Source organism: Cupriavidus necator, from assembly GCF_013141915.1.
GTDB classification, from domain to species: Bacteria; Pseudomonadota; Gammaproteobacteria; order Burkholderiales; family Burkholderiaceae; genus Cupriavidus; species Cupriavidus necator_B.
The window spans coordinates 487,387-505,127 of the sequence record NZ_SROX01000002.1; the positions used below are offsets into that span (position 1 = coordinate 487,387).

Consider the following 17,741-nt stretch of genomic DNA (forward strand, 5'->3'; position numbering starts at 1 on the left):
TTGGGTGCCGCGGGGGCGTGGGGTGTGGGGCGGGTGCGGTGCGAGCCGGCAGCCCTTGCCGTGGGGCAGTCTGCCGGATCAGCGGGTCTCGGTCACCTTGCGCAGGTATTGCGGCTGGTCGGGATTGCGCCCGCGCGCCACGGCCAGCGCGTGCGCGGCGACATAAAAACTCTGGATCGCACAAATCGGATCCAGCAGCGCTTCGTCGGCAGGCACCAGCGGCAACGCCGCTGGACCATCCGCATCATTCGTGCCAGCCGGGGCTGCCAGCAGCACGCGCGCGCCGCGTGCGCGCATCTCCGCGGCCAGCACCAGCAGCCCGGGCTGCTCCGGTCCGCGCGGCGCGAACACCAGCAGCGGGTAGCCGGTGCCGATGATCTCCATCGGGCCGTGCCGTACCTCGGCGCCGGAAAAGGCCTCGGCCTGGATGCCGGCAGTTTCCTTGAGCTTGAGCGCCGCCTCCTGCGCGATCGCCAGCCCTGCGCCGCGCCCCAGCACCATCATGCGCTGCGCGCCGCGCAGGGCCGGCACCAGCGCGGACCAGTCCTGCGCCGACGCCGCCGCCAGCGCGGCGGGCAGGCCGCTGCACGCATCGAGCAAGGCGCTGCCACCGCCGCGCGCGGCTTCGAGATGCCCGACCAGCAGCGCCGACATCGACAGCATGGCGATATAGCTCTTGGTTGCGGCCACGCTTTGCTCGGTGCCGGCGCGCAGCGGCAACGCATGCGCGCACGCCTGCGCCAGCGGTGAAGCGGGCGCGTTGACCAGCGCCACCGTGGCGGCGCCGCCGGCGCGCAGGGCCTGCATGGTCTCGACCAGGTCGGGGCTGCGGCCCGACTGCGAGAATGCCACCGCCAGCTGCCCGGCCACGCGCAATGCGCTGTCGTGCAGCGTCACCGTCGACATGGGCAGCGAGGCCACCGGAACGCCCAGCCGGCGCGTCACCAGCGCCGCGAAATAGCTGGCGGCGTGGTCCGAGCTGCCGCGCGCCACGGTCAGCACCGCAGGCCAGTCGTGCGCGGCCAGTTGCGCGGCCAGCGCCGCCACGCGCGGCGCGTCGGCCAGCTGCGCGGCGACCACGGCGGGCGCGCTCAAGGCTTCTTCAAGCATTCGCGACACAGCACTCTCCTTCGACATACACGCTGCGCACCGACAGCGCGCGGTCCAGCACCACCACGTCGGCCCAGCAGCCTTCGGCCAGCATGCCGCGCTCGGCAATGCCCAGGTACTGCGCCGGATACAGCGACACGCGCCGCGATGCGTCGGCCAGGTCGAGCCCGATCGAGACGAAGTTGCGCAGCGCCTGGTCCATGGTCAGCACGCTGCCGGCCAGGGTGCCGTCGGCCAGGCGTACGCTGCCGTTGGCCTTGTAGACGGTCTGGCTGCCGAGGTGGTACGCGCCGTCAGGCATGCCCGCGGCGGCGGTGGCGTCGGTGACCGCATATAGCCGCGGGATCGCGCGCAGCGCGGCGCGGATGGCGCCCGGATGCACGTGCAGCAAGTCCGGGATCAGCTCGGCGAATTCGGCATGCGCCAGCGCGGCCCCCACCACGCCGGGCGCGCGGTGCCGCAGCGGCGTCATCGCATTGAACAGGTGGGTGAAGCCGCTGGCGCCGGCATCCAGCGCGGCCGCCGCGTCTTCATAGGTGCCGAGGGTGTGGCCCAGCTGCACGCGCACGCCGCGCGCGGCGAGCCGGCGGATGATGTCCAGGTGCCCCGGCAGCTCCGGCGCCAGCGTCACCACCTTCAGCGGCGCGGCGTCGAGATACTGCGCCAGATCTTCGGGCGTGGCGATGACGGAGGTGTCCGGCTGCGCGCCCAGCTTGCCCGGGTTGATGTACGGCCCTTCCAGATGCACGCCGAGCAGCCGCGCCGCGCCGGCCGGGCGACCGGCACAGGCGCCGCCCAGCGCCTGCACCGCGGGCAGCAGCACAGCGTGCGGCGCGGTCATGGTGGTGGCCAGCAGGCTGGTGGTGCCGAAGCGCACATGCGCGCGCAGGATCACCGGCACCGCGGCCTCGCCATCCATGAAGTCCTTGCCGCCGCCGCCATGATTGAGCAAGTCGACAAACCCCGGCAGCACGTACGGGGCATCGTTGAGCGCGGGCGTGACCGGCACCCCGTCGATGCACGCGATGCGTCCGTCCGGGCCGGCATGGATCTCGCCGAAGACCCAGCCAGCCGGGGTCAGGATGTTTCCCTTCATGGCAATGCTCTCCAAATCATCGGGCGCCGCACCGGGCCACCGTCAGAACAGGTGGATGACGCCGGCATAGGCACCCTGCTGGTTCGCCCCCGCGCGCGGCATGGTGTCCGGCGACGCCTCCACCGAAAACGTGGCGTTGCGCGAGTTGAACACCGAGGCCACGGTGCCATACAGCGCGGTGCGCTTCGACAAGTCATACTTTGCGCCGAGTGTGACAAGCGTGCCATGCCCACCGCCCCGGTTCAGGGTAGCGTAGTAGACGCCGGACAGCAGCGTCAGTGCCGGCAGCACGCGGTAGTTGGCGCCTACCCATGCCATCTGGCTGCGCGTGGCGGCGTACGGGTTCTCCGGCGTGGCCACGGTGGCGCCCGACGACGCGGTCAGGTTGTAGCCGGCAAACAGGCGCAGGTCATTGAGCGCATAGCTGCCGCCCAGCGTGTACTGCCGCGAGCTGGTGTACAGATTGTCCATGCGGCCCTGGGTGTCGCGCAGTGCTTCATAGATGCCGGTCAGGCTGAAGTTGCCCTGCGCGTACTTGACGGCCGCGCTCACCTGCCTGCCGCGGTTAAAGCTGCCCGGCACGCCGTCGCTGCCCGCCTGCGCACGCACGCTCAGCCCGCCCCACGCGGGCGAGTTGTAGGTCACGGCGTTGGGGCGGGAGCCCCAGTTGCGGCCATAGACGAGCGTGGCGATCGAGCTGGCCTGCAGCCCCATCGGATCGATCGCGCCGCTCTCGTCGTCGGTCAGGCTCATGGCGCGGCCCAGCAGCAGCGCGCCCCATTCGTTGCCGGCCAGGCCTACCTGGGCGCGGCGCCCGAACAGCGGATCGGAACGGCCGGTGCCTGAGGTGACCATGCCCTCAAGGTTGAACACCCCGCGCAGGCCGCCGCCCAGGTCTTCGTCGCCGCGCAAGCCCCAGAAGCTGACGCCGTACTGGTTGCTGCCAAAGCGCAAGGTGTCGGCGTCGCCGCCGGGGCGGGCGATGCCGTTGACATAGTCAAGGCCGGCCACGGCGCGGCCGTACAGGGTGATGCCGGTGCCGGCGGCCTGCGCGCAGCCGGCCGACGCCGCGAGCAGCGTCGTCAATGCAATGCGTTTCACGATCAAGGGCTCCTGGATAAGCATGTCGGTAGCCATCGGCACGGCAGTCGTCGCTGCCGCCGTCACGTTCTGGCCGATGGCGGGATCGACCGTAGCCAGCCGGCTGCGGCGGCGGGGGTCACTGGGGCCGGGCTTGCAGGGCTCGCTGCAGCGCGGCCGCGTGTTGGTCTGCCGCATGGCCGAAGGCGATATGCGCGGTGTCGTCGCCAACCCACATCAGCGGGCTGCCCGCCAGATCTTCGGCACGCACGCGCGCGCGCTCGCGCACTACCACCCGCAGTCGCGTCAGCGCCTCAACGCTAATGGCGGCGATGTTGGCGGCGCCGCCCAGCGCTGCGATCCACCAGTCCGGGTCGAAGCCGCCGGCTTCGGCAACCGTGTCCGGCGCGGCCGTACCAGCCTGCTCGGCCTGCTCGGCCTGCTCCAGCACCGCGCGGATATCGCCGGCAACCTGCTCGGCCTGCGGGCCGACCACCACCTGCACCACGTTGGGCGGGCGCTTGAGCACGCCACGCACCCCCAGCGCCTTGAGCCGCGGTTCCGACACCGCGCCGACGTCGGCCACCTTCAGCCGCAGCCGCGTGGTGCAGGCATCGACCACGACCAGGTTGGCGGCCCCGCCCAGCGCCTCGACATAGCGTTGTCCCGTGCTGCCGGCGGCCGGCTGCGCCGCGCCTTCGGCGGGCGCGGCGGGGACGATGTCGTCGCGGCCCGGCGTCGGCAGGTTGAAGCGGCGGATAAAGAAACGGGACAGGCCGTAGTAGACCAGCGCATACGCCAGCCCCAGCGGCAGCGCCAGCCAGCCGCGGCTGGACAGGCCGTAGGCCAGCACGTAGTCGATCGCGCCCGCCGAGAAGGTGAAGCCAAGCCGGATCTGGAGCCAATCGCACAGCGCCATCGACAGGCCCGTCAGCAGCGCATGCAGGCCGTACAGCACCGGCGCCAGGAACATGAAGCTGAACTCGATCGGCTCGGTGATGCCCGTCAGGAACGAGGTCAGCGCCATCGAGAACAGCATGCCGCCCACCAATGCGCGCCGTGCCCGCGGGGTCTCGTGGTACATCGCCAGGCAGGCCGCCGGCAGGCCGAACATCATCACCGGGAAGAAGCCGGTCATGAACAGGCCCGCGCCGGGATCACCGGCAAAATAGCGGTGCAGGTCGCCCGCCACGGCCGCGCCGGTGGCCGGGTCGGCATAGTTGCCGAACACGAACCACGCCAGCGTATTGATCAGGTGGTGCAGCCCCGTCACCAGCAGCAGCCGGTTCAGCAGCCCGAACACGAACGCGCCGGCCGGGCCCGCGGTGGTCAGCCAGGCGCCGGCCACGTGAATGGCAGCCTGCACCGGCGCCCAGGCATAGGCCAGCACGATGCCCAGCAGCAGGCACGCCAGCGCGGTGACGATGGGCACGAAGCGCTTGCCGGCAAAGAACGCCAGGTACGGCGGCAGCACCACGCCGCGGTAGCGGTTGTAGAGGCCGCCCGCGATCGCGCCGGCGACGATGCCGGCCAGCACGCCCATGTCGAGCGCCGGGTCGACCGTCTTCATCACCGTGGTCAGCACCAAGTAGCCGATGGCGCCGGCCAGCGCCGCGGCGCCGTTGTTGTCGCGCGCAAAGCCCACCGCCACGCCGATGGCAAACAGCAGCGCCAGGTTGGCGAAGACGGCGTTGCCCGCCTGCGCCATCACCTCGACGCCGAACACGTCCGGCTGGCCCAGGCGCAGCAGCAGGCCAGCCACCGGCAGCACCGCGATCGGCAGCATCAGCGTGGCGCCCAGGCGTTGCAGCCGGGGCAACAGATCGATCTTCATTGGCGTTCTCCTCGAAGCTGTGCGCGCATGGCGCGCGTGGGGGGGGCGCGTGGTCGGGGCGCGGGGTTCAGGCCGGCCAGTAGCGCCGGCACGCCTCACGCACGGCCGCGGCCGAAGCCAGCCGCAGCAGTTCGGACGCGCGCTGCCGGCAGTCGGCGTGCGCAAGCTTGCGCACCCGCGCCTTGATGGCCGGCACCAGCGCGGCGTCGACCGACAGCTCGGTCACGCCCAGCCCCAGCAGCACCGGCACGGCCAGCGGATCGCCCGCGAGCGCGCCGCACACGCCGACCCAGCGCCCATGGCGCGCGGCGCCTTCGGCGGTGGCGGCGATCAGGCGCAGCACGGCGGGATGCAGCGCGTCCAGGCGCGGCGCCAGGTGCGGCTGGCAGCGGTCCATGGCCAGCGTGTACTGGGTCAGGTCGTTGGTGCCGATCGAGAAAAAGTCAGCGTGCTCGGCGAGCTGGTCGGCAAGCAGCGCGGCGGCCGGCACTTCGATCATCACGCCGACCTCGATGCCGGCATCGGCGCCGGCTTCGGCCGCCAATGCGCGGATGCGCGCACGCCAGTGCAGCAACTCGCCAGCCTCGCTGACCATCGGCAGCAGGATCCGCAGCGGCGCCCTGGCGCGCACCGCCAGCAGGCCGCGCAGCTGGTCGTCCAGCAGCTGCGGGCAGACCTGCGCCAGGCGCACGCCGCGCAGCCCCAGCGCAGGGTTGGCCTCGGCCGGCAGGCGCAGCCAGGCGGCGTCCTTGTCGCCGCCGATATCGAGCGTGCGCACGATCGCGCTGCGCCCGTCCAGTACATCCGCAATGGCCTGGCAACGGGCGGTGTGATCGGCCGCGGCGGGCGCGGCCTGGCCATGCAGGAACAGCAGCTCGGTGCGCAGCAGGCCGACCGCGTCGGCGCCTTGCGCGACCGCATGACGCGCGTCGTCGAGGCTGCCGATATTGGCGGCTACTTCAATGTGCACGCCGTCGCGCGTGCTGGCCGGCGCGTGCGCGACGCGCAGGTCGGCCTGGCCCTGCTGCGCGCGCAGCCTGAGGGTGCTGGCGGCGGCGGCCAGCAGGTGTTCATCGGGGTTGGCGTGCAGGCGCGCGTGGTCGCTGTCGGCAATGACCTGCGTGCCATCGGGCAGCCGTTCCAGCGCACTGCCCAGCGCCACCAGGCACGGGATGCCGAGCTGGCGCGCCATGATGGCGGCGTGCGCGGTCGGGCCGCCGCGCACCATCACCAGCGCGGCCACGCGGGTGCGCTCGAGCCCGATCAGGTCAGAAGGTGTGAATTCGTCGGCGGCGAGCACCACAGGTTGCCTGCCGAGGGCCACGTCGGCGGACACGCCGGCTTGCGCATGGCTGGCGCCATGGCGAATTGCCGCCAGCGCGCGCAGCACGCGCTTGCCCAGGTCGAGCAGGTCGGCGGCGCGGTCGGCGGCGCGGCGGTCGGTCATGGCGGCCAATGCCGCGGCTTCGGCGCTGGTGGCCTCGCGCCATGCGAAGCCCGCGCTTTTTCCCGCGTCAATCAGGGGATCGGCAGCCTGCAGCAGCGCCGGGTCTTCAAGCAGCGCGCGGTGCATGGCGAAAATGCCGGCCTCGGCGCTGGCCCCGCGCGCGGTGGCGGTGGCGCTGTCGTGCGCCAACTGGGCGTCGACCGCCGCCAGCGCGGCGCGCAGGGTGGCACGCTCGGCGGGCGCGCCCAGGCCAGCCTGGTCCGGCTCCGGCGCCGCGTCGCGCCACCAGCGCAGCGGGCCGATGGCGATGCCGGGAGCGGCGGCCACGCCGGCGATGCCGCCCGGCGGCAGTTCGCCGCTACGCGCACCCGCTGGCGGCGCCGCGCCGACGGTGAACACCGCCTGCTCTTCCCCCGCGCCGGTGCGTTGCAGCTCACGCGCCACCGCATCCAGCGCGGCCCCGGCATCGGGACCGCTGGCGACCAGATCTACCGTGGCGCCCTCGTGCGCGGACAGCGCCAGCAGCGCCGCCAGGCTTGCCAGGCTGGCCTGGCGTCCACCGTAGTGCAGGGCCACCGTGGCCTCGAGCCCCTGCATGGCCGCACGCGCGCGCGCCGCGGGCCTTGCATGCAGGCCGCCTGCGCAGCCCAGCGTGACCGTGCGCCGCAAGGCGGCCGCGTCGGTGACATCGGCCCGCGGTGCAGGCGCTGCGGCTGCCCCGGCGGGGCGCAACTGCAGCAACACGGTCCGGCCGGCCTCGGCCAGGACCGCGTCGGTGCGTGCGGCAACGGGGAAGTCGTGGCCGTTGGCAACCGCCATCACTGTCACCAGGCTGCGCGCCTGCCGCGCCACGCGCTCGACATCGAAGCGGATCAGCGCATCACCCTGACGCACTGTCGCGCCCTGCGCCACGCATGGTGCAAAGCCGTCGCCGCGCAGCGACACGGTGTCGATGCCGACATGCAGCAGCACCTGCGCACCGCACGACGCCTGCAAGGTCAACGCATGGCCAGTTGCGGCCAAGTGCAGCACGACGCCATCGCAAGGCGCCACCACGGTATCGCTCAGCGGATCGATGGCCACGCCGTCGCCGAACAAGCCTTCGGCAAAGACCGGGTCCGGCACCGCCGCGAGGGGCTGCAGCACTCCGCTCAACGGAGCCCGCAACAACAGGGTTTCGCTCGTCTCAGCCATTCTGCTTCCAGATTCGCGGCGACCGGTTGCGGAATGCCACGGCGCCAGGTTCGGGGAAAAGATAAGCGGTTCATGACAACAAAAATACCAGTACAAACCACTACGCCAAACATGTACTTAACTGGTATCTACAGAGCGTGCGCCGGCAGTATCACATGATGGCCTCGCACCAAAAATTGATTCAGCGCACGATCCCCAAAAAATGGGCTTTTTCCCGGCAGCTCGTATCTTGCGTAGGCCTCCTTTTTAGCCACACCTTTCCAATACCAATTGACGGAAACCCTGCGCATGGCGCGCGCATCACCCCGGCCGTACTATTTGCCCGCGAGGCCGCCAGATGTCCTAAAGTGGTATCATCACCACCAAATTTTGGTACCCACGAGGATTCGCATGGATCAACGGCTGCAGGCCCTCAGGCCGGACGAGGCGGACGCCACGCCGATCTACCTGCAGGTGGCACGCAAGCTGACCGCCGCCATCCAGGCCGGACAATGGCGGGTGGGCGACGCGCTGCCGTCAGAGCGCACGCTGGTCGATTCGCTGGGGATTTCGCGCGTCACCGCACGGCGCGCGCTACAGGTGCTGGCCGAGGAAGGCACCATCACGCGCAGCCATGGCGCGGGCACCTTTATCGCGCCGCGCGCCGAGCCCAGGCCGGCGCGGCTCGACAACTTCAGCGAGCTGGCGCGCCGGCGCGGCATGACGCCGGCGAGCGAGCTGGTGGCGTTCGAGCGCCGCCGCGCCACCGCGCAGGAAAGCGCTGAGCTGGCCCTGCCCGAGGGCGACGAGATCGTCAGGCTGACGCGGCTGCGCAAGGCTGACGGTCAGATTTACTGGATGGATGTGACCACGCTGGCGTTGGCCGTGCTGCCCGACGCCAGCGCCATCGGCGAATCGCTCTACGCCTACCTGGAGCGGATCGGCAAGCCGGTGCTGCGCGTCACCGAGACACTGCGCGCCGTCGTGGCGACCGAGGAACTGGCCGCGCGCCTGGGCATCAGGCCGGGCGAGCCCTTGCTGCATATCCGCCGCACCGGCTACACCCATGGCGACAAGCCGGTCGAACTGACCGACGCGTACTGCCTGAACGACTTTTACGAGCTCAAGCAATAGCGCCCGGCGGCGCCGGCCACGGGCGGCTCCACGGGCGGCGGGGGCGGGTCTTCCTCGGGCGGCAGCGGCAGGTCGGGGGGCACGCCCGGCGGCGCTGGCTCTTCCGCCGGGGGCACGGTATGGCGCGGATGCGGGCGTGCACCGGCGATGGGGTTCAGCGAGGCGGGCATGCGAGGTCTCCGTGACGGGGTTTCTTCCTCATTGAAGCAAACCCCGCCCGCCCACGCCAGTGCGGATCCCGCACCGGTCAGGCGTGCTGGCGGCGCACGAAGAACAGCGCCGCGCCCACCGCCATCAGCACGCTGCCGAAAAACCGGTTCTGCCACAGCACCGCGCGCGCATTGCGGAACAGCCCCTGCATGCGCGACGCCAGCAGCGCGTAGCCATGCATCACCACCAGGTCGACGCCGCACATGGTGGCGGCCAGGATCGCCAGCTGCGGCGCCAGCGGCCGGTTGGGGTCGATGAACTGTGGCAGCACCGCGACCATGAAGATAATGCCTTTGGGATTGGTCACATTGGTCAGCAAGCCCGTGGCAAAGCGCCGGCGCCGGCTCATCACGGCCACGCGCGCGGGGCCGCCGTCCTGCACGGAACCCGCTTCCACCCTGGCGCGCCATTGCTGGATGCCAAGGTAGATCAGGTACAGCGCGCCAACCGTCTTGACCACCATGAACGCCTGTTCCGAGGCCAGCAGCAGCGCCCCCAGCCCGCCGCCGGCCACCAGCAGCACGATCACCAGCCCGGCCTGCAGGCCGAAGATGGTGGTGGTGGTGCGGCGCAGCCCGTACGACAGCCCATGGCTCATCGACAGCACCGCGCCCGATCCCGGCGAGACGGCAATCACCCAGCACGCAGCGAAATAGGCCAACCAGACTTCCCAACGCATTTCGACTCTCCTTTGACGTCAACCATGCCGGGCCACGCACTGCGGCCCGACACCTGTTATGGATGTTGGCGCGGCGCCTCAGAGCGGGTGGAACCCGCCCAGGAACTGCTCCACCTGCTCGGCCTGGCGCGCGTCGCGCGCGGCCTCGCCGGATTCCAGCACCACCGCCTGGTAAGCGCGCGTGCCCACCGCCACCAGCCGCGCGCTGAGACGGCGCGGCGACTGGTCCTGCGGCGACACGCCGCTGGCCTGCAGTTCCAGGCCGGCCAGCGGTCGGCCCGGCCGGTCCGCGCTCATGATGGTGACCGGCCGCGTGCGCGCCTCGCCCGAGAGCGTGCCGAGGTTGGCCAGCAGGCCGGCCTGCATCGCCGCCAGGGCCTCGCGCCGCAGCGCTTCATCGTCGGCGGGCAGGGTCACTACGCCCACGGCGAAGAGTGTGTCGTCAACGCGCGCGGCCTCCATCGTCATCGGCAGCTTGCGTCCGGCAATGGTGACGTCGCGCGCGGCGCTGGTGGGCTTGCCGGGGTAGAGCGCGGCGTAGCCGCCTTCGCCCGACTGGATGGTGCGCCAGTCATAGCGCGGCGAGCAGGCGCACATGGCCAGCGCCAGCAGCGCGGCGCAGCACGTCAGGGACCAGCGGGGCACGGCGACAGGGCTCAGCGGGGGCAGCACGGGGCGCATGAAAAAAACTGGGGCGAAGGGCAGGTGCGGGATGGTCGCGCGCGGGCACATCGCCAGCGCGCGGAAACCGGTATTATCCCGGAAGCGGCGCGCCAGTGCTTGCCGCGCCGCCCCGCCGCACCCCCGGATCCGCCATGCCCGCTTCCCGCCTCGCCCACCCTGCCGTAGCCAGCACTCGCCTGCCCTGGCTGGTCGCGGGCGTGTTGCTGGCCGCCGTGGCCGGCCTGGCTGCTGCCGCCAGCCCGCCACACCTGCCGCCGGCCACTGACCTCGCCGCCCACGGCGCCGATGCCGCGCGCCGGGGCGAGCCGCTGGTGGTGCTGGTGTCGCTGCCGGGCTGCGGCTATTGCGACGCGGTGCGCCGCAACTACCTGGGCCCGCAGGCGGCCGCGGGCGAGATCGCCGTGCGCGAACTCGACATGACCGCCGACACCCCGCTGCGCGCTACCGATGGCAGCCTGACCACGGCGCGCGCCTGGGCCCGGGCGCAGCAGGTCAGGGTGGCGCCCACGGTGCTGTTCCTGGACCGCCAGGGCCGCGCCGCCGCGAGCCCGCTGCGCGGCATGCAGCCCGACTTCTATGGCGCCTACCTGGAACAGGCGCTGGCGCAGGCCCGCGCCGCGGTCGCCGCGCAGAAGTGACTGAAGGGCTGCGGCGGATTGCCGCAAGGCGGTTCCGCACAGCGCGCGAACGCCGGCCGCATTAGAATGTCCCACTGCTGACCGAACCTGCCGAGCCGGATTTCATGACTACTACCGCTGCCCCCAAGACCTCCCGCAAGCCATGGCCCATCGTCGCCGCCGTGGTGGTACTGGCGCTGCTGGGGTGGTTCGGCTACCGCGCGCTGTCGCCGTCCGGTACCGCGCCCGCCGCCACTTTCACGCTGCTGTCGGGCGAAAAGGTCAGCACCGCCGACCTCAAGGGCAAGGTCTACCTGATCAACTTCTGGGCCACCAGCTGCGCCACCTGCATCAAGGAGATGCCGGACATGGTCAAGACCTACGAGCAATTCAAGGGCAAGGGCCTCGAATTCGTCGCGGTGGCGATGAACTATGACCCGCCCATGTATGTGATGAACTATGCCAAGACGCGCGGGCTGCCGTTCAAGGTGGCGATGGATACCGACGGCAGCGCGGCCAAGGCCTTCGGCGACGTGGGGCTGACGCCGACCACCTTCGTGGTCGACAAGGACGGCCGCATCCTGAAGCGCTACGTCGGCGAGCCCGAATGGGAGGCGCTGCACAAGCTGCTGGACGGCGCGCTGGCAAAGTCCGCGTAACTGCCGCGCTGCGAACACACGACAAAAGGTGCTCATCGAGCACCTTTTTTTGTTTTTGGGCGCGATCCTGCGCATGCCGGGTTGCGCGGGCGGGCTGTATGGATATACAGTTGGCGCCAGCCTTTTCCACGCCTTCCGCCCGCCCCGCCCGTGACCCTGGACCTTGCCCCCACCGCTGAACCCGCCGCAGCCGCGGAAGCCGCTGAAGCGGCCGTCTCTGAAGCCGGATCTGTACCCGCCTATCTGTCCCGGCTCAATCCGGAGCAGCGCGCCGCGGTCGAGCACGGCAGCGAGGCGCCGCTGCTGATCATCGCCGGGGCCGGCTCGGGCAAGACCAATACGCTGGCGCACCGGGTGGCGCACCTGGTGCTGGGCGGCGCCGATCCGCGCCGCATCCTGCTGCTGACGTTCTCGCGCCGCGCCGCCGCCGAGATGGGCCGGCGCGTCGAGCGCATCGTCGACCAGGCACTGGGCACCAGTACCGGCGCGGGCCGCGCGGCGCTGCAGTGGTCCGGCACCTTCCACGCCATCGGCGCGCGGCTGCTGCGCGAATATGCCGAGACGCTAGGGCTGTCGCCGGCGTTCACCATCAGCGACCGCGGCGACTCGGCCGACCTGATGCACGTGGTGCGCCACGACCTGGGCCTGTCCGAGACCGCCAGCCGCTTCCCCAAGAAGGAAACCTGCCTGTCGATCTATTCGCGCGTCGTCAACACCCGGGCGCCGCTCGAAGACGTGCTCAGGCAGCAGTTCCCGCGCTACGCGATGTGGGCTGACGCGCTGCGCACGCTGTTCGCCGGCTATGTCGAGGCCAAGCAGAAACAGCACGTGCTGGACTACGACGACCTGCTGCTGTACTGGGCCCAGGCCATGGCCGAGCCCGCCATCGCGCAGGACATGGGCGCGCGCTTTGACCATATCCTGGTCGATGAATACCAGGACACCAACGCGCTGCAGGCGTCGATTTTGCTGGCCATGCGGCCCGACGGACGCGGCCTGACCGTGGTCGGCGACGACGCGCAGTCGATCTACGCCTTCCGCGGCGCCAGCGTGCGCAATATCCTGGATTTCCCCGCGCAGTTCACGCCGGCCGCGCAGCAGATCACGCTGTCGCAGAACTACCGCTCGACGCAGCCGATCCTGCAGGCCGCCAACGCCGTGATCGGGCTGGCGGCCGAACGCTATACCAAGGACCTGTGGTCCGAGCGCCAGTCCGCCGAGAAGCCCGGCGTGATCGTGGTCAACGATGAGGCCGACCAGGCCCGCTATGTGGTCGAGCAGGTGCTGGCACGGCGCGAGGCCGGCCTCGCGCTGATGGCGCAGGCAGTGCTGTTCCGCGCCGCCGACCACAGCGCGCAGGTGGAAATCGAGCTGGCACGGCGCAATATCCCGTTCGTCAAATTCGGCGGCCTCAAGTTCCTGGAGTCGACCCACGTCAAGGATGTGTTGGCGGTGGTGCGCTGGCTGGAAAACCCGCGCGACCGCATGGCGGGCTTCCGCACGTTGCAACTGCTGCCAGGCATCGGACCCAAGACCGCGGCGCGCGTGCTCGATGCGCTGGCGCTGGCGACCGAGCCGCTGTTCTCGCTGGAAGCCTTCGAGCCGCCGCCGGCCGCCGCGCCCGCGTGGGCCGACCTGCTGGGCCTGGCACGCGCGCTGATGGCGCCGACCTCGCCATGGCCATCGGAGTTCGAGCAGGTGCTGGGCTGGTACGCGCCGCATCTTGAACGCCTGCACGACGACGCCGCGGCCCGCCAGGCCGACCTGCAGCAGCTGGAGCGCATTGCCGCCACCTACGGCGCGCGCGAGCGCTTCCTGACCGAGCTGACGCTGGACCCGCCCAGCGCCTCCAGCGATGAATCCGGCGTGCCCTCGCGCGACGAGGACTACCTGATCCTGTCGACCATCCATTCGGCCAAGGGGCAGGAGTGGAAGGCGGTGTATGTGCTCAACGCGGTCGACGGCTGCATGCCGAGCGACCTGGCCACGGGCACTACGGAAGAGATCGAGGAAGAGCGGCGGCTGCTGTATGTGGCGATGACGCGGGCCAAGGACCACCTCGACGTGATCGTGCCGCAGCGGTTCTACGTGCATCAGCAGGTTGGCTTCGGCGACCGGCATGTGTATGCGTCGCGCACGCGCTTCCTGCCGAACCGGGTGATGCCGAATTTCTACAGCCGCTCGTGGCCGCCGCCGCCGATGTCGGGCGAAGGCGCGGTGAAGCCGGCGCTGGCGCCGGTGGACCTGGCGGGCCGGATGCGGAATATGTGGCGGTGAGATGAGCAGCTCCCCTCTCCCGCGCGCGCGAGGGGAGAAAACAAGCGACGCGTCAGCCCACCTTCTCCAGCAGCAATCCCTTCAGGTACTCGCCTTCCGGAAACGCCGCCAGCATCGGATGATCGGTGCCGGCCGACAGCCTGCGCAAAATGCGCGCATCCGCGCGCGCATCGGTCACCGCCCCGGCGACGATCTTCTGGAACAACTCCATGCTGATCGCCCCCGAGCACGAATACGTGAACAGCAGCCCGCCCGGGCGCAGCAGCTGCATGCCGACCAGGTTGATCTCCTTGTAGGCGCGCGCGGCGCGATCGATATGCTGCGCCGATGGCGCGAACTTGGGCGGGTCCAGCACGATCAGGTCGAACTGCCGCCCTTCGGCGCGGAATTCGCGCAGCGTCTTGAACACGTCGGCGTCGAGCCAGGTCGCGCGCCCGGCATCAAACCCGTTCAGCGCCACGTTGCCCGCGGCGATCTTCAGGGCCTCGCCCGACGAATCGATCGATGTTACCGACGTGGCGCCGCCGCGCAACGCCGCCAGCGAGAAGCCGCCGGTATAGCAGAAACAGTTCAGCACCTCGCGCCCTTCGGCCAGGTCGCCGACCAGCTTGCGGTTGTCGCGCTGGTCGACATAGAAGCCGGTCTTGTGGCCGTTGCGCACGTCGACGTAGTAGCGCACGCCGTGCTCGGTCACCGACAGCGCCGGATCGGGCTCGGCGCCGGCCAGCACGCCGGTCACCAGCTCCAGGCCCTCGCGCTGACGCACCGCGGCGTCGGAGCGCTCGTAGACGTTGGGGCAGCCGGTCTCCTTGACCAGCGCCTGCACGATCGCGGTCTTCCAGTGCTCGACGCCCGCCGAATTGAACTGGCACACCAGCTGGCCGGAGCTACCGTCGCCGTAGTAATCGACGATAAGCCCCGGCAGCCGGTCGGATTCGCCGAAGATGAGCCGCACCGCGTCGCTGTCCTTCACCCACTGGCGGCGGTAGGCAATGGCCGCCGCCACGCGGCGCTTGAACAGCGCATGGTCGACCGGCTCGTTCTCGTCGAAGGTCCACACGCGCGCGCGGATCTGCGATTCGGGGCTGTAGGCAGCCTTGGCCAGGAAACGCCCGTCGGCGGCGCGCACGATCACGGTGGCGCCCGGCTCGCAGCGGCCTTCGGTGGTGGCGATGCCGGTGGCATAGATCCACGGGTGGCGGCGCAGCAGGGATTTTTCCTTGCCGGGTTTCAGGGTGATGGTGTTCATGTTGGTATGGGAAAAAGCATGCCGCAGAGAGTGCGTTGCAATGCTGCAGCGGGCTTCCCTCTCCCGCCTGCGGGAGAGGGGTTGGGGGAGAGGGCGGGAGTGTCAACGAAGTGACGCGCGTCGGTATGCCAGCGCCTGCCCTCTCCCCCGGCGCCTCCCCCGCGCGCGGGAGAGGGGAGAAAACAATGCCTTACAGCACCACCTTCACCATCGGATGCGAAGTCAATGCCCGGTACAGGTCATCGAGCTGCTCGCGGCTGGTGACCCACACCGTCACGGTCAGGCCCAGGTAGTTGCCCTTGCTCGACGGGCGCATTTCCATCTTGCCGGCGTGGAAGTCGGGGTCGAACTCCTGCACCAGCGTGACGATGGCTTCGGCAAAGCCGTCCTGCATCGTGCCCATCACCTTGATCGGGAAATGGCTCGGATATTCGATCAGCGACTGCTCCGGCGGGATCTCGCCGGGCTTGTTGCCGCTGCCTTGGTTGTCGGTCGTCATCTCGGATTCTCCGGCGCAAGGCCGGCGCGCCGCGTGGCACGCCGGCTCGCGCGCATTCAGGTCACTTGCGCTTGAACCACAGGCGGATGGTGTCCCACAGGCGGCCGAAGAAGCCGGCCTCGGGCACTTCTTCCAGCGCCACCACCGGGAATTCGGCCACCTTGTTGTTGCCGTCCATCAGCTTGACCATGCCCACCTGCTGGCCCGCCGAGATCGGCGCGATCAGCAGTTCCTGGCGCTCCAGCACCGGCTTGAGGCGTCCGCCGGTGCCCTTGGGCACGGTGACGAAGGTCTCGTTCTGCACGCCGATCTTGATCGTGCCGTTCTTGCCCTTGTAGATGTCCGGCGTGGCCAGCACCTGGCCCTTGTCGTACAGGCGCAGCGTGTCGAAGAACTGGAAGCCGTAGTTGAGGATCTTCAGGCTTTCCTGGGTGCGCACCTGTTCGGTGGTGGTGCCGATCACGATCGAGATCAGGCGGCGCGAGCCATCCGGCACGTTGGCCAGCGGCCGCTTGGCCGACGAGATCAGGCAATAGCCGGCGGACTTGGTGTGGCCGGTCTTGACGCCGTCGACGGTCGAGTCGATGTACAGCAGGCGGTTGCGGTTGGGCTGCCTGATCTTGTTATAGGTGAACTCCTTCTGCGAGTACATGCTGTAGTACTCGGGGTAGTCCTTGATCAGGCGCGTGGTCAGCGTCGCCAGGTCCACCGCGGTGGTGTAGTGGTTCGGGTCGGGGATGCCGTCGGTATTGGTGAAGTGGGTGTTCTTCATGCCCATGCGCTGGGCCTCGCGGTTCATCATCGCGACAAAGCCCTCTTCCGAGCCGCCCACGGCTTCGGCCAGCGCCAGCGCGGCGTCGTTGCCCGACTGCACGATCAGGCCCAGCAGCAGGTCCTGCACGGTGACCGGCTTGTTGGGCTCGATGAACATGCGCGACTCGTCGCTTTTGACCTTGAGCACCAGGTTGGTCGGCACCACCGCCTGGTCCAGCGTCAGGCGCTTTTCCTTGAGTGCCTCGAACGCCAGGTAGGCGGTCATCAGCTTGGTCAGCGAAGCCGGCTCGATGCGCGCGTCGGCGTTCTGCGAGGCCAGGGCCTGGCCGCTGGTCACGTCATACAGCATCCACGACTTGGCGGCGACCTGCGGCGTCGGCACGCCCTGCGCCAGCACGGCGGCGGGCGCGGCGGCCAGCACGACGGCGGCGGCGATGGCGGCGGGAGCGAAAGCGGACGAAAGGCGTGTCGTGGCTCTATTCAGCATGTTTCTGTTTTCCGACAGTAAGAAGGTGGCGCGGGAGGGTCCGGGCTGGCGGCGTGCCGGCCTTACCGGTCCCACGCATTGACGACGAGCTGCTTGATCAGGTGCAGCTTGCGGTGAAAGAAATGGTCGGCGCCGGGGATCACGATCACCGGCAGCTCTTGCGGGCGGGCCCAGTCGAACACGCTGGCCAGCGGCACGGTGTCGTCCTGTTCGCCGTGGATCACGATGGTGTCGGCCGGCACCTGGGCCACTTCCCAGCGGCTGGCGGCGGTGCCCACCAGCACCAGGCGCTGCACCGGGGTGCCGGCCTCGGCCAGGCGGCGCGCCACATGGGTGCTGACAAAGCTGCCGAACGAGAACCCGCCCAGCGCCAGCGGCAGCGTCGCGGCCTGCGCCGACCACGCGGTCTGCTCGCGCATCCAGGCCACCACGGCAAGCAGGTCGTCCTGCTCGCCGATGCCGTTGTCATGCGTGCCGGCGCTCGCACCGACGCCGCGGAAGTTGGGGCGCACGGTGGCATAGCCCAGCTGCACGAAGGCGCGCGCCAGCGTCTGCGCGACCTTGTTGTCCTTGGTGCCGCCGAACAGCGGGTGCGGATGCGCCACCAGCGCCAGGCCGCGCAAGGGTACGTCTGGCAGGCCTTGCGGCAGGTCTACCGAGAGCTCGATCGCCCCGGCGGGGCCGGCGATGGAAAGTACCTGGGTATGCGCGTTCATGATGGACGGTCGGGAT

General features: G+C 70.1%; 15 protein-coding genes. 4 read left to right on the top strand and 11 right to left on the bottom strand.

What is annotated here, in order from left to right; all coding sequences use genetic code 11:
* Positions 1–78: 78 nt before the first annotated feature.
* From E5S69_RS07250 to ptsP, 5 genes are all read right to left on the bottom strand, one after another.
* On the bottom strand, positions 79–1,110 hold the full coding sequence (locus E5S69_RS07250) for an SIS domain-containing protein (RefSeq protein WP_171514324.1): 1,032 nt from the start codon (positions 1,108–1,110) through the stop codon (positions 79–81).
* Positions 1,103–2,206, bottom strand: a complete 1,104-nt coding sequence (gene nagA / locus E5S69_RS07255) for an N-acetylglucosamine-6-phosphate deacetylase (RefSeq protein WP_171514325.1) — start codon at positions 2,204–2,206, stop codon at positions 1,103–1,105. Before nagA ends, E5S69_RS07250 begins: the two co-directional genes overlap by 8 nt.
* Before the next feature lie 42 nt (positions 2,207–2,248).
* A complete protein-coding gene (locus tag E5S69_RS07260) occupies positions 2,249–3,307 on the bottom strand; it encodes a porin (RefSeq protein ID WP_171514326.1) in 1,059 nt (352 codons plus the stop codon).
* A gap of 118 nt (positions 3,308–3,425) precedes the next feature.
* On the bottom strand, positions 3,426–5,120 hold the full coding sequence (gene nagE / locus E5S69_RS07265) for an N-acetylglucosamine-specific PTS transporter subunit IIBC (RefSeq protein WP_171514327.1): 1,695 nt from the start codon (positions 5,118–5,120) through the stop codon (positions 3,426–3,428).
* Positions 5,121–5,187: 67 nt separating this feature from the next.
* Positions 5,188–7,761, bottom strand: a complete 2,574-nt coding sequence (ptsP, locus tag E5S69_RS07270) for a phosphoenolpyruvate--protein phosphotransferase (protein ID WP_171514328.1) — start codon at positions 7,759–7,761, stop codon at positions 5,188–5,190.
* A 390-nt stretch (positions 7,762–8,151) separates the two neighbouring features.
* Between ptsP and E5S69_RS07275 the strand changes: the two genes are divergently transcribed.
* Positions 8,152–8,874, top strand: a complete 723-nt coding sequence (locus E5S69_RS07275; RefSeq protein WP_171514329.1) for a GntR family transcriptional regulator — start codon at positions 8,152–8,154, stop codon at positions 8,872–8,874.
* Between the two features lie 247 nt (positions 8,875–9,121).
* Here E5S69_RS07275 and E5S69_RS07280 read toward each other — a convergent pair whose 3' ends face one another.
* Together E5S69_RS07280 and E5S69_RS07285 are read right to left on the bottom strand one after the other, a co-directional pair.
* The gene (locus E5S69_RS07280; protein WP_171514330.1) at positions 9,122–9,763 is read right to left on the bottom strand and encodes a LysE family transporter; all 642 of its coding nucleotides are present in this window, start codon (positions 9,761–9,763) and stop codon (positions 9,122–9,124) included.
* A gap of 78 nt (positions 9,764–9,841) precedes the next feature.
* Entirely contained in the window at positions 9,842–10,444 is a 603-nt protein-coding gene (locus E5S69_RS07285; RefSeq protein WP_171514331.1) for a hypothetical protein, read from the bottom strand.
* Between the two features lie 134 nt (positions 10,445–10,578).
* Here E5S69_RS07285 and E5S69_RS07290 point away from each other — a divergent pair, with 134 nt between their 5' ends.
* The 3 genes from E5S69_RS07290 to E5S69_RS07300 all read left to right on the top strand — a co-directional run bounded on the left by E5S69_RS07290 (position 10,579) and on the right by E5S69_RS07300 (position 14,000).
* Positions 10,579–11,085, top strand: a complete 507-nt coding sequence (locus tag E5S69_RS07290; protein WP_171514332.1) for a thioredoxin — start codon at positions 10,579–10,581, stop codon at positions 11,083–11,085.
* 104 nt (positions 11,086–11,189) lie between these two features.
* Positions 11,190–11,723, top strand: coding sequence for a TlpA disulfide reductase family protein (locus E5S69_RS07295; RefSeq protein WP_171514333.1), 534 nt, complete (start codon positions 11,190–11,192; stop codon positions 11,721–11,723).
* Between the two features lie 150 nt (positions 11,724–11,873).
* Positions 11,874–14,000 (top strand): UvrD-helicase domain-containing protein, encoded by a 2,127-nt coding sequence (locus E5S69_RS07300; RefSeq protein ID WP_171514334.1) that lies wholly within the window; start codon positions 11,874–11,876, stop codon positions 13,998–14,000.
* 52 nt (positions 14,001–14,052) lie between these two features.
* Here the strand turns inward: E5S69_RS07300 and E5S69_RS07305 are convergent, their stop codons facing one another.
* From E5S69_RS07305 to E5S69_RS07320, 4 genes are all read right to left on the bottom strand, one after another.
* Positions 14,053–15,249: a class I SAM-dependent rRNA methyltransferase gene (locus E5S69_RS07305; protein WP_171514335.1), complete on the bottom strand. Its 1,197-nt coding sequence runs from the start codon at positions 15,247–15,249 to the stop codon at positions 14,053–14,055.
* A gap of 190 nt (positions 15,250–15,439) precedes the next feature.
* The gene (locus E5S69_RS07310; RefSeq protein ID WP_171514336.1) at positions 15,440–15,748 is read right to left on the bottom strand and encodes an HP0495 family protein; all 309 of its coding nucleotides are present in this window, start codon (positions 15,746–15,748) and stop codon (positions 15,440–15,442) included.
* A gap of 61 nt (positions 15,749–15,809) precedes the next feature.
* Positions 15,810–17,009 carry a D-alanyl-D-alanine carboxypeptidase family protein gene (locus tag E5S69_RS07315; protein ID WP_171514337.1) on the bottom strand — a complete coding sequence of 400 codons (1,200 nt, stop codon included), beginning with the start codon at positions 17,007–17,009 and terminating at the stop codon, positions 15,810–15,812.
* A gap of 62 nt (positions 17,010–17,071) precedes the next feature.
* On the bottom strand, positions 17,072–17,725 hold the full coding sequence (locus tag E5S69_RS07320) for an alpha/beta hydrolase (protein ID WP_171514338.1): 654 nt from the start codon (positions 17,723–17,725) through the stop codon (positions 17,072–17,074).
* Positions 17,726–17,741 lie beyond the last annotated feature (16 nt).

Coding starts and splice junctions, on each gene's coding strand:
- E5S69_RS07250 (WP_171514324.1), bottom strand. CDS start 1,110: ATGCTTGAAGAAGCCTTGAGCGCGCCCGCCGTGGTCGCCGCGCAGCTG.
- nagA (WP_171514325.1), bottom strand. CDS start 2,206: ATGAAGGGAAACATCCTGACCCCGGCTGGCTGGGTCTTCGGCGAGATC.
- nagE (WP_171514327.1), bottom strand. CDS start 5,120: ATGAAGATCGATCTGTTGCCCCGGCTGCAACGCCTGGGCGCCACGCTG.
- ptsP (WP_171514328.1), bottom strand. CDS start 7,761: ATGGCTGAGACGAGCGAAACCCTGTTGTTGCGGGCTCCGTTGAGCGGA.
- E5S69_RS07275 (WP_171514329.1), top strand. CDS start 8,152: ATGGATCAACGGCTGCAGGCCCTCAGGCCGGACGAGGCGGACGCCACG.
- E5S69_RS07280 (WP_171514330.1), bottom strand. CDS start 9,763: ATGCGTTGGGAAGTCTGGTTGGCCTATTTCGCTGCGTGCTGGGTGATT.
- E5S69_RS07285 (WP_171514331.1), bottom strand. CDS start 10,444: ATGCGCCCCGTGCTGCCCCCGCTGAGCCCTGTCGCCGTGCCCCGCTGG.
- E5S69_RS07290 (WP_171514332.1), top strand. CDS start 10,579: ATGCCCGCTTCCCGCCTCGCCCACCCTGCCGTAGCCAGCACTCGCCTG.
- E5S69_RS07295 (WP_171514333.1), top strand. CDS start 11,190: ATGACTACTACCGCTGCCCCCAAGACCTCCCGCAAGCCATGGCCCATC.
- E5S69_RS07305 (WP_171514335.1), bottom strand. CDS start 15,249: ATGAACACCATCACCCTGAAACCCGGCAAGGAAAAATCCCTGCTGCGC.
- E5S69_RS07310 (WP_171514336.1), bottom strand. CDS start 15,748: ATGACGACCGACAACCAAGGCAGCGGCAACAAGCCCGGCGAGATCCCG.
- E5S69_RS07315 (WP_171514337.1), bottom strand. CDS start 17,009: ATGCTGAATAGAGCCACGACACGCCTTTCGTCCGCTTTCGCTCCCGCC.
- E5S69_RS07320 (WP_171514338.1), bottom strand. CDS start 17,725: ATGAACGCGCATACCCAGGTACTTTCCATCGCCGGCCCCGCCGGGGCG.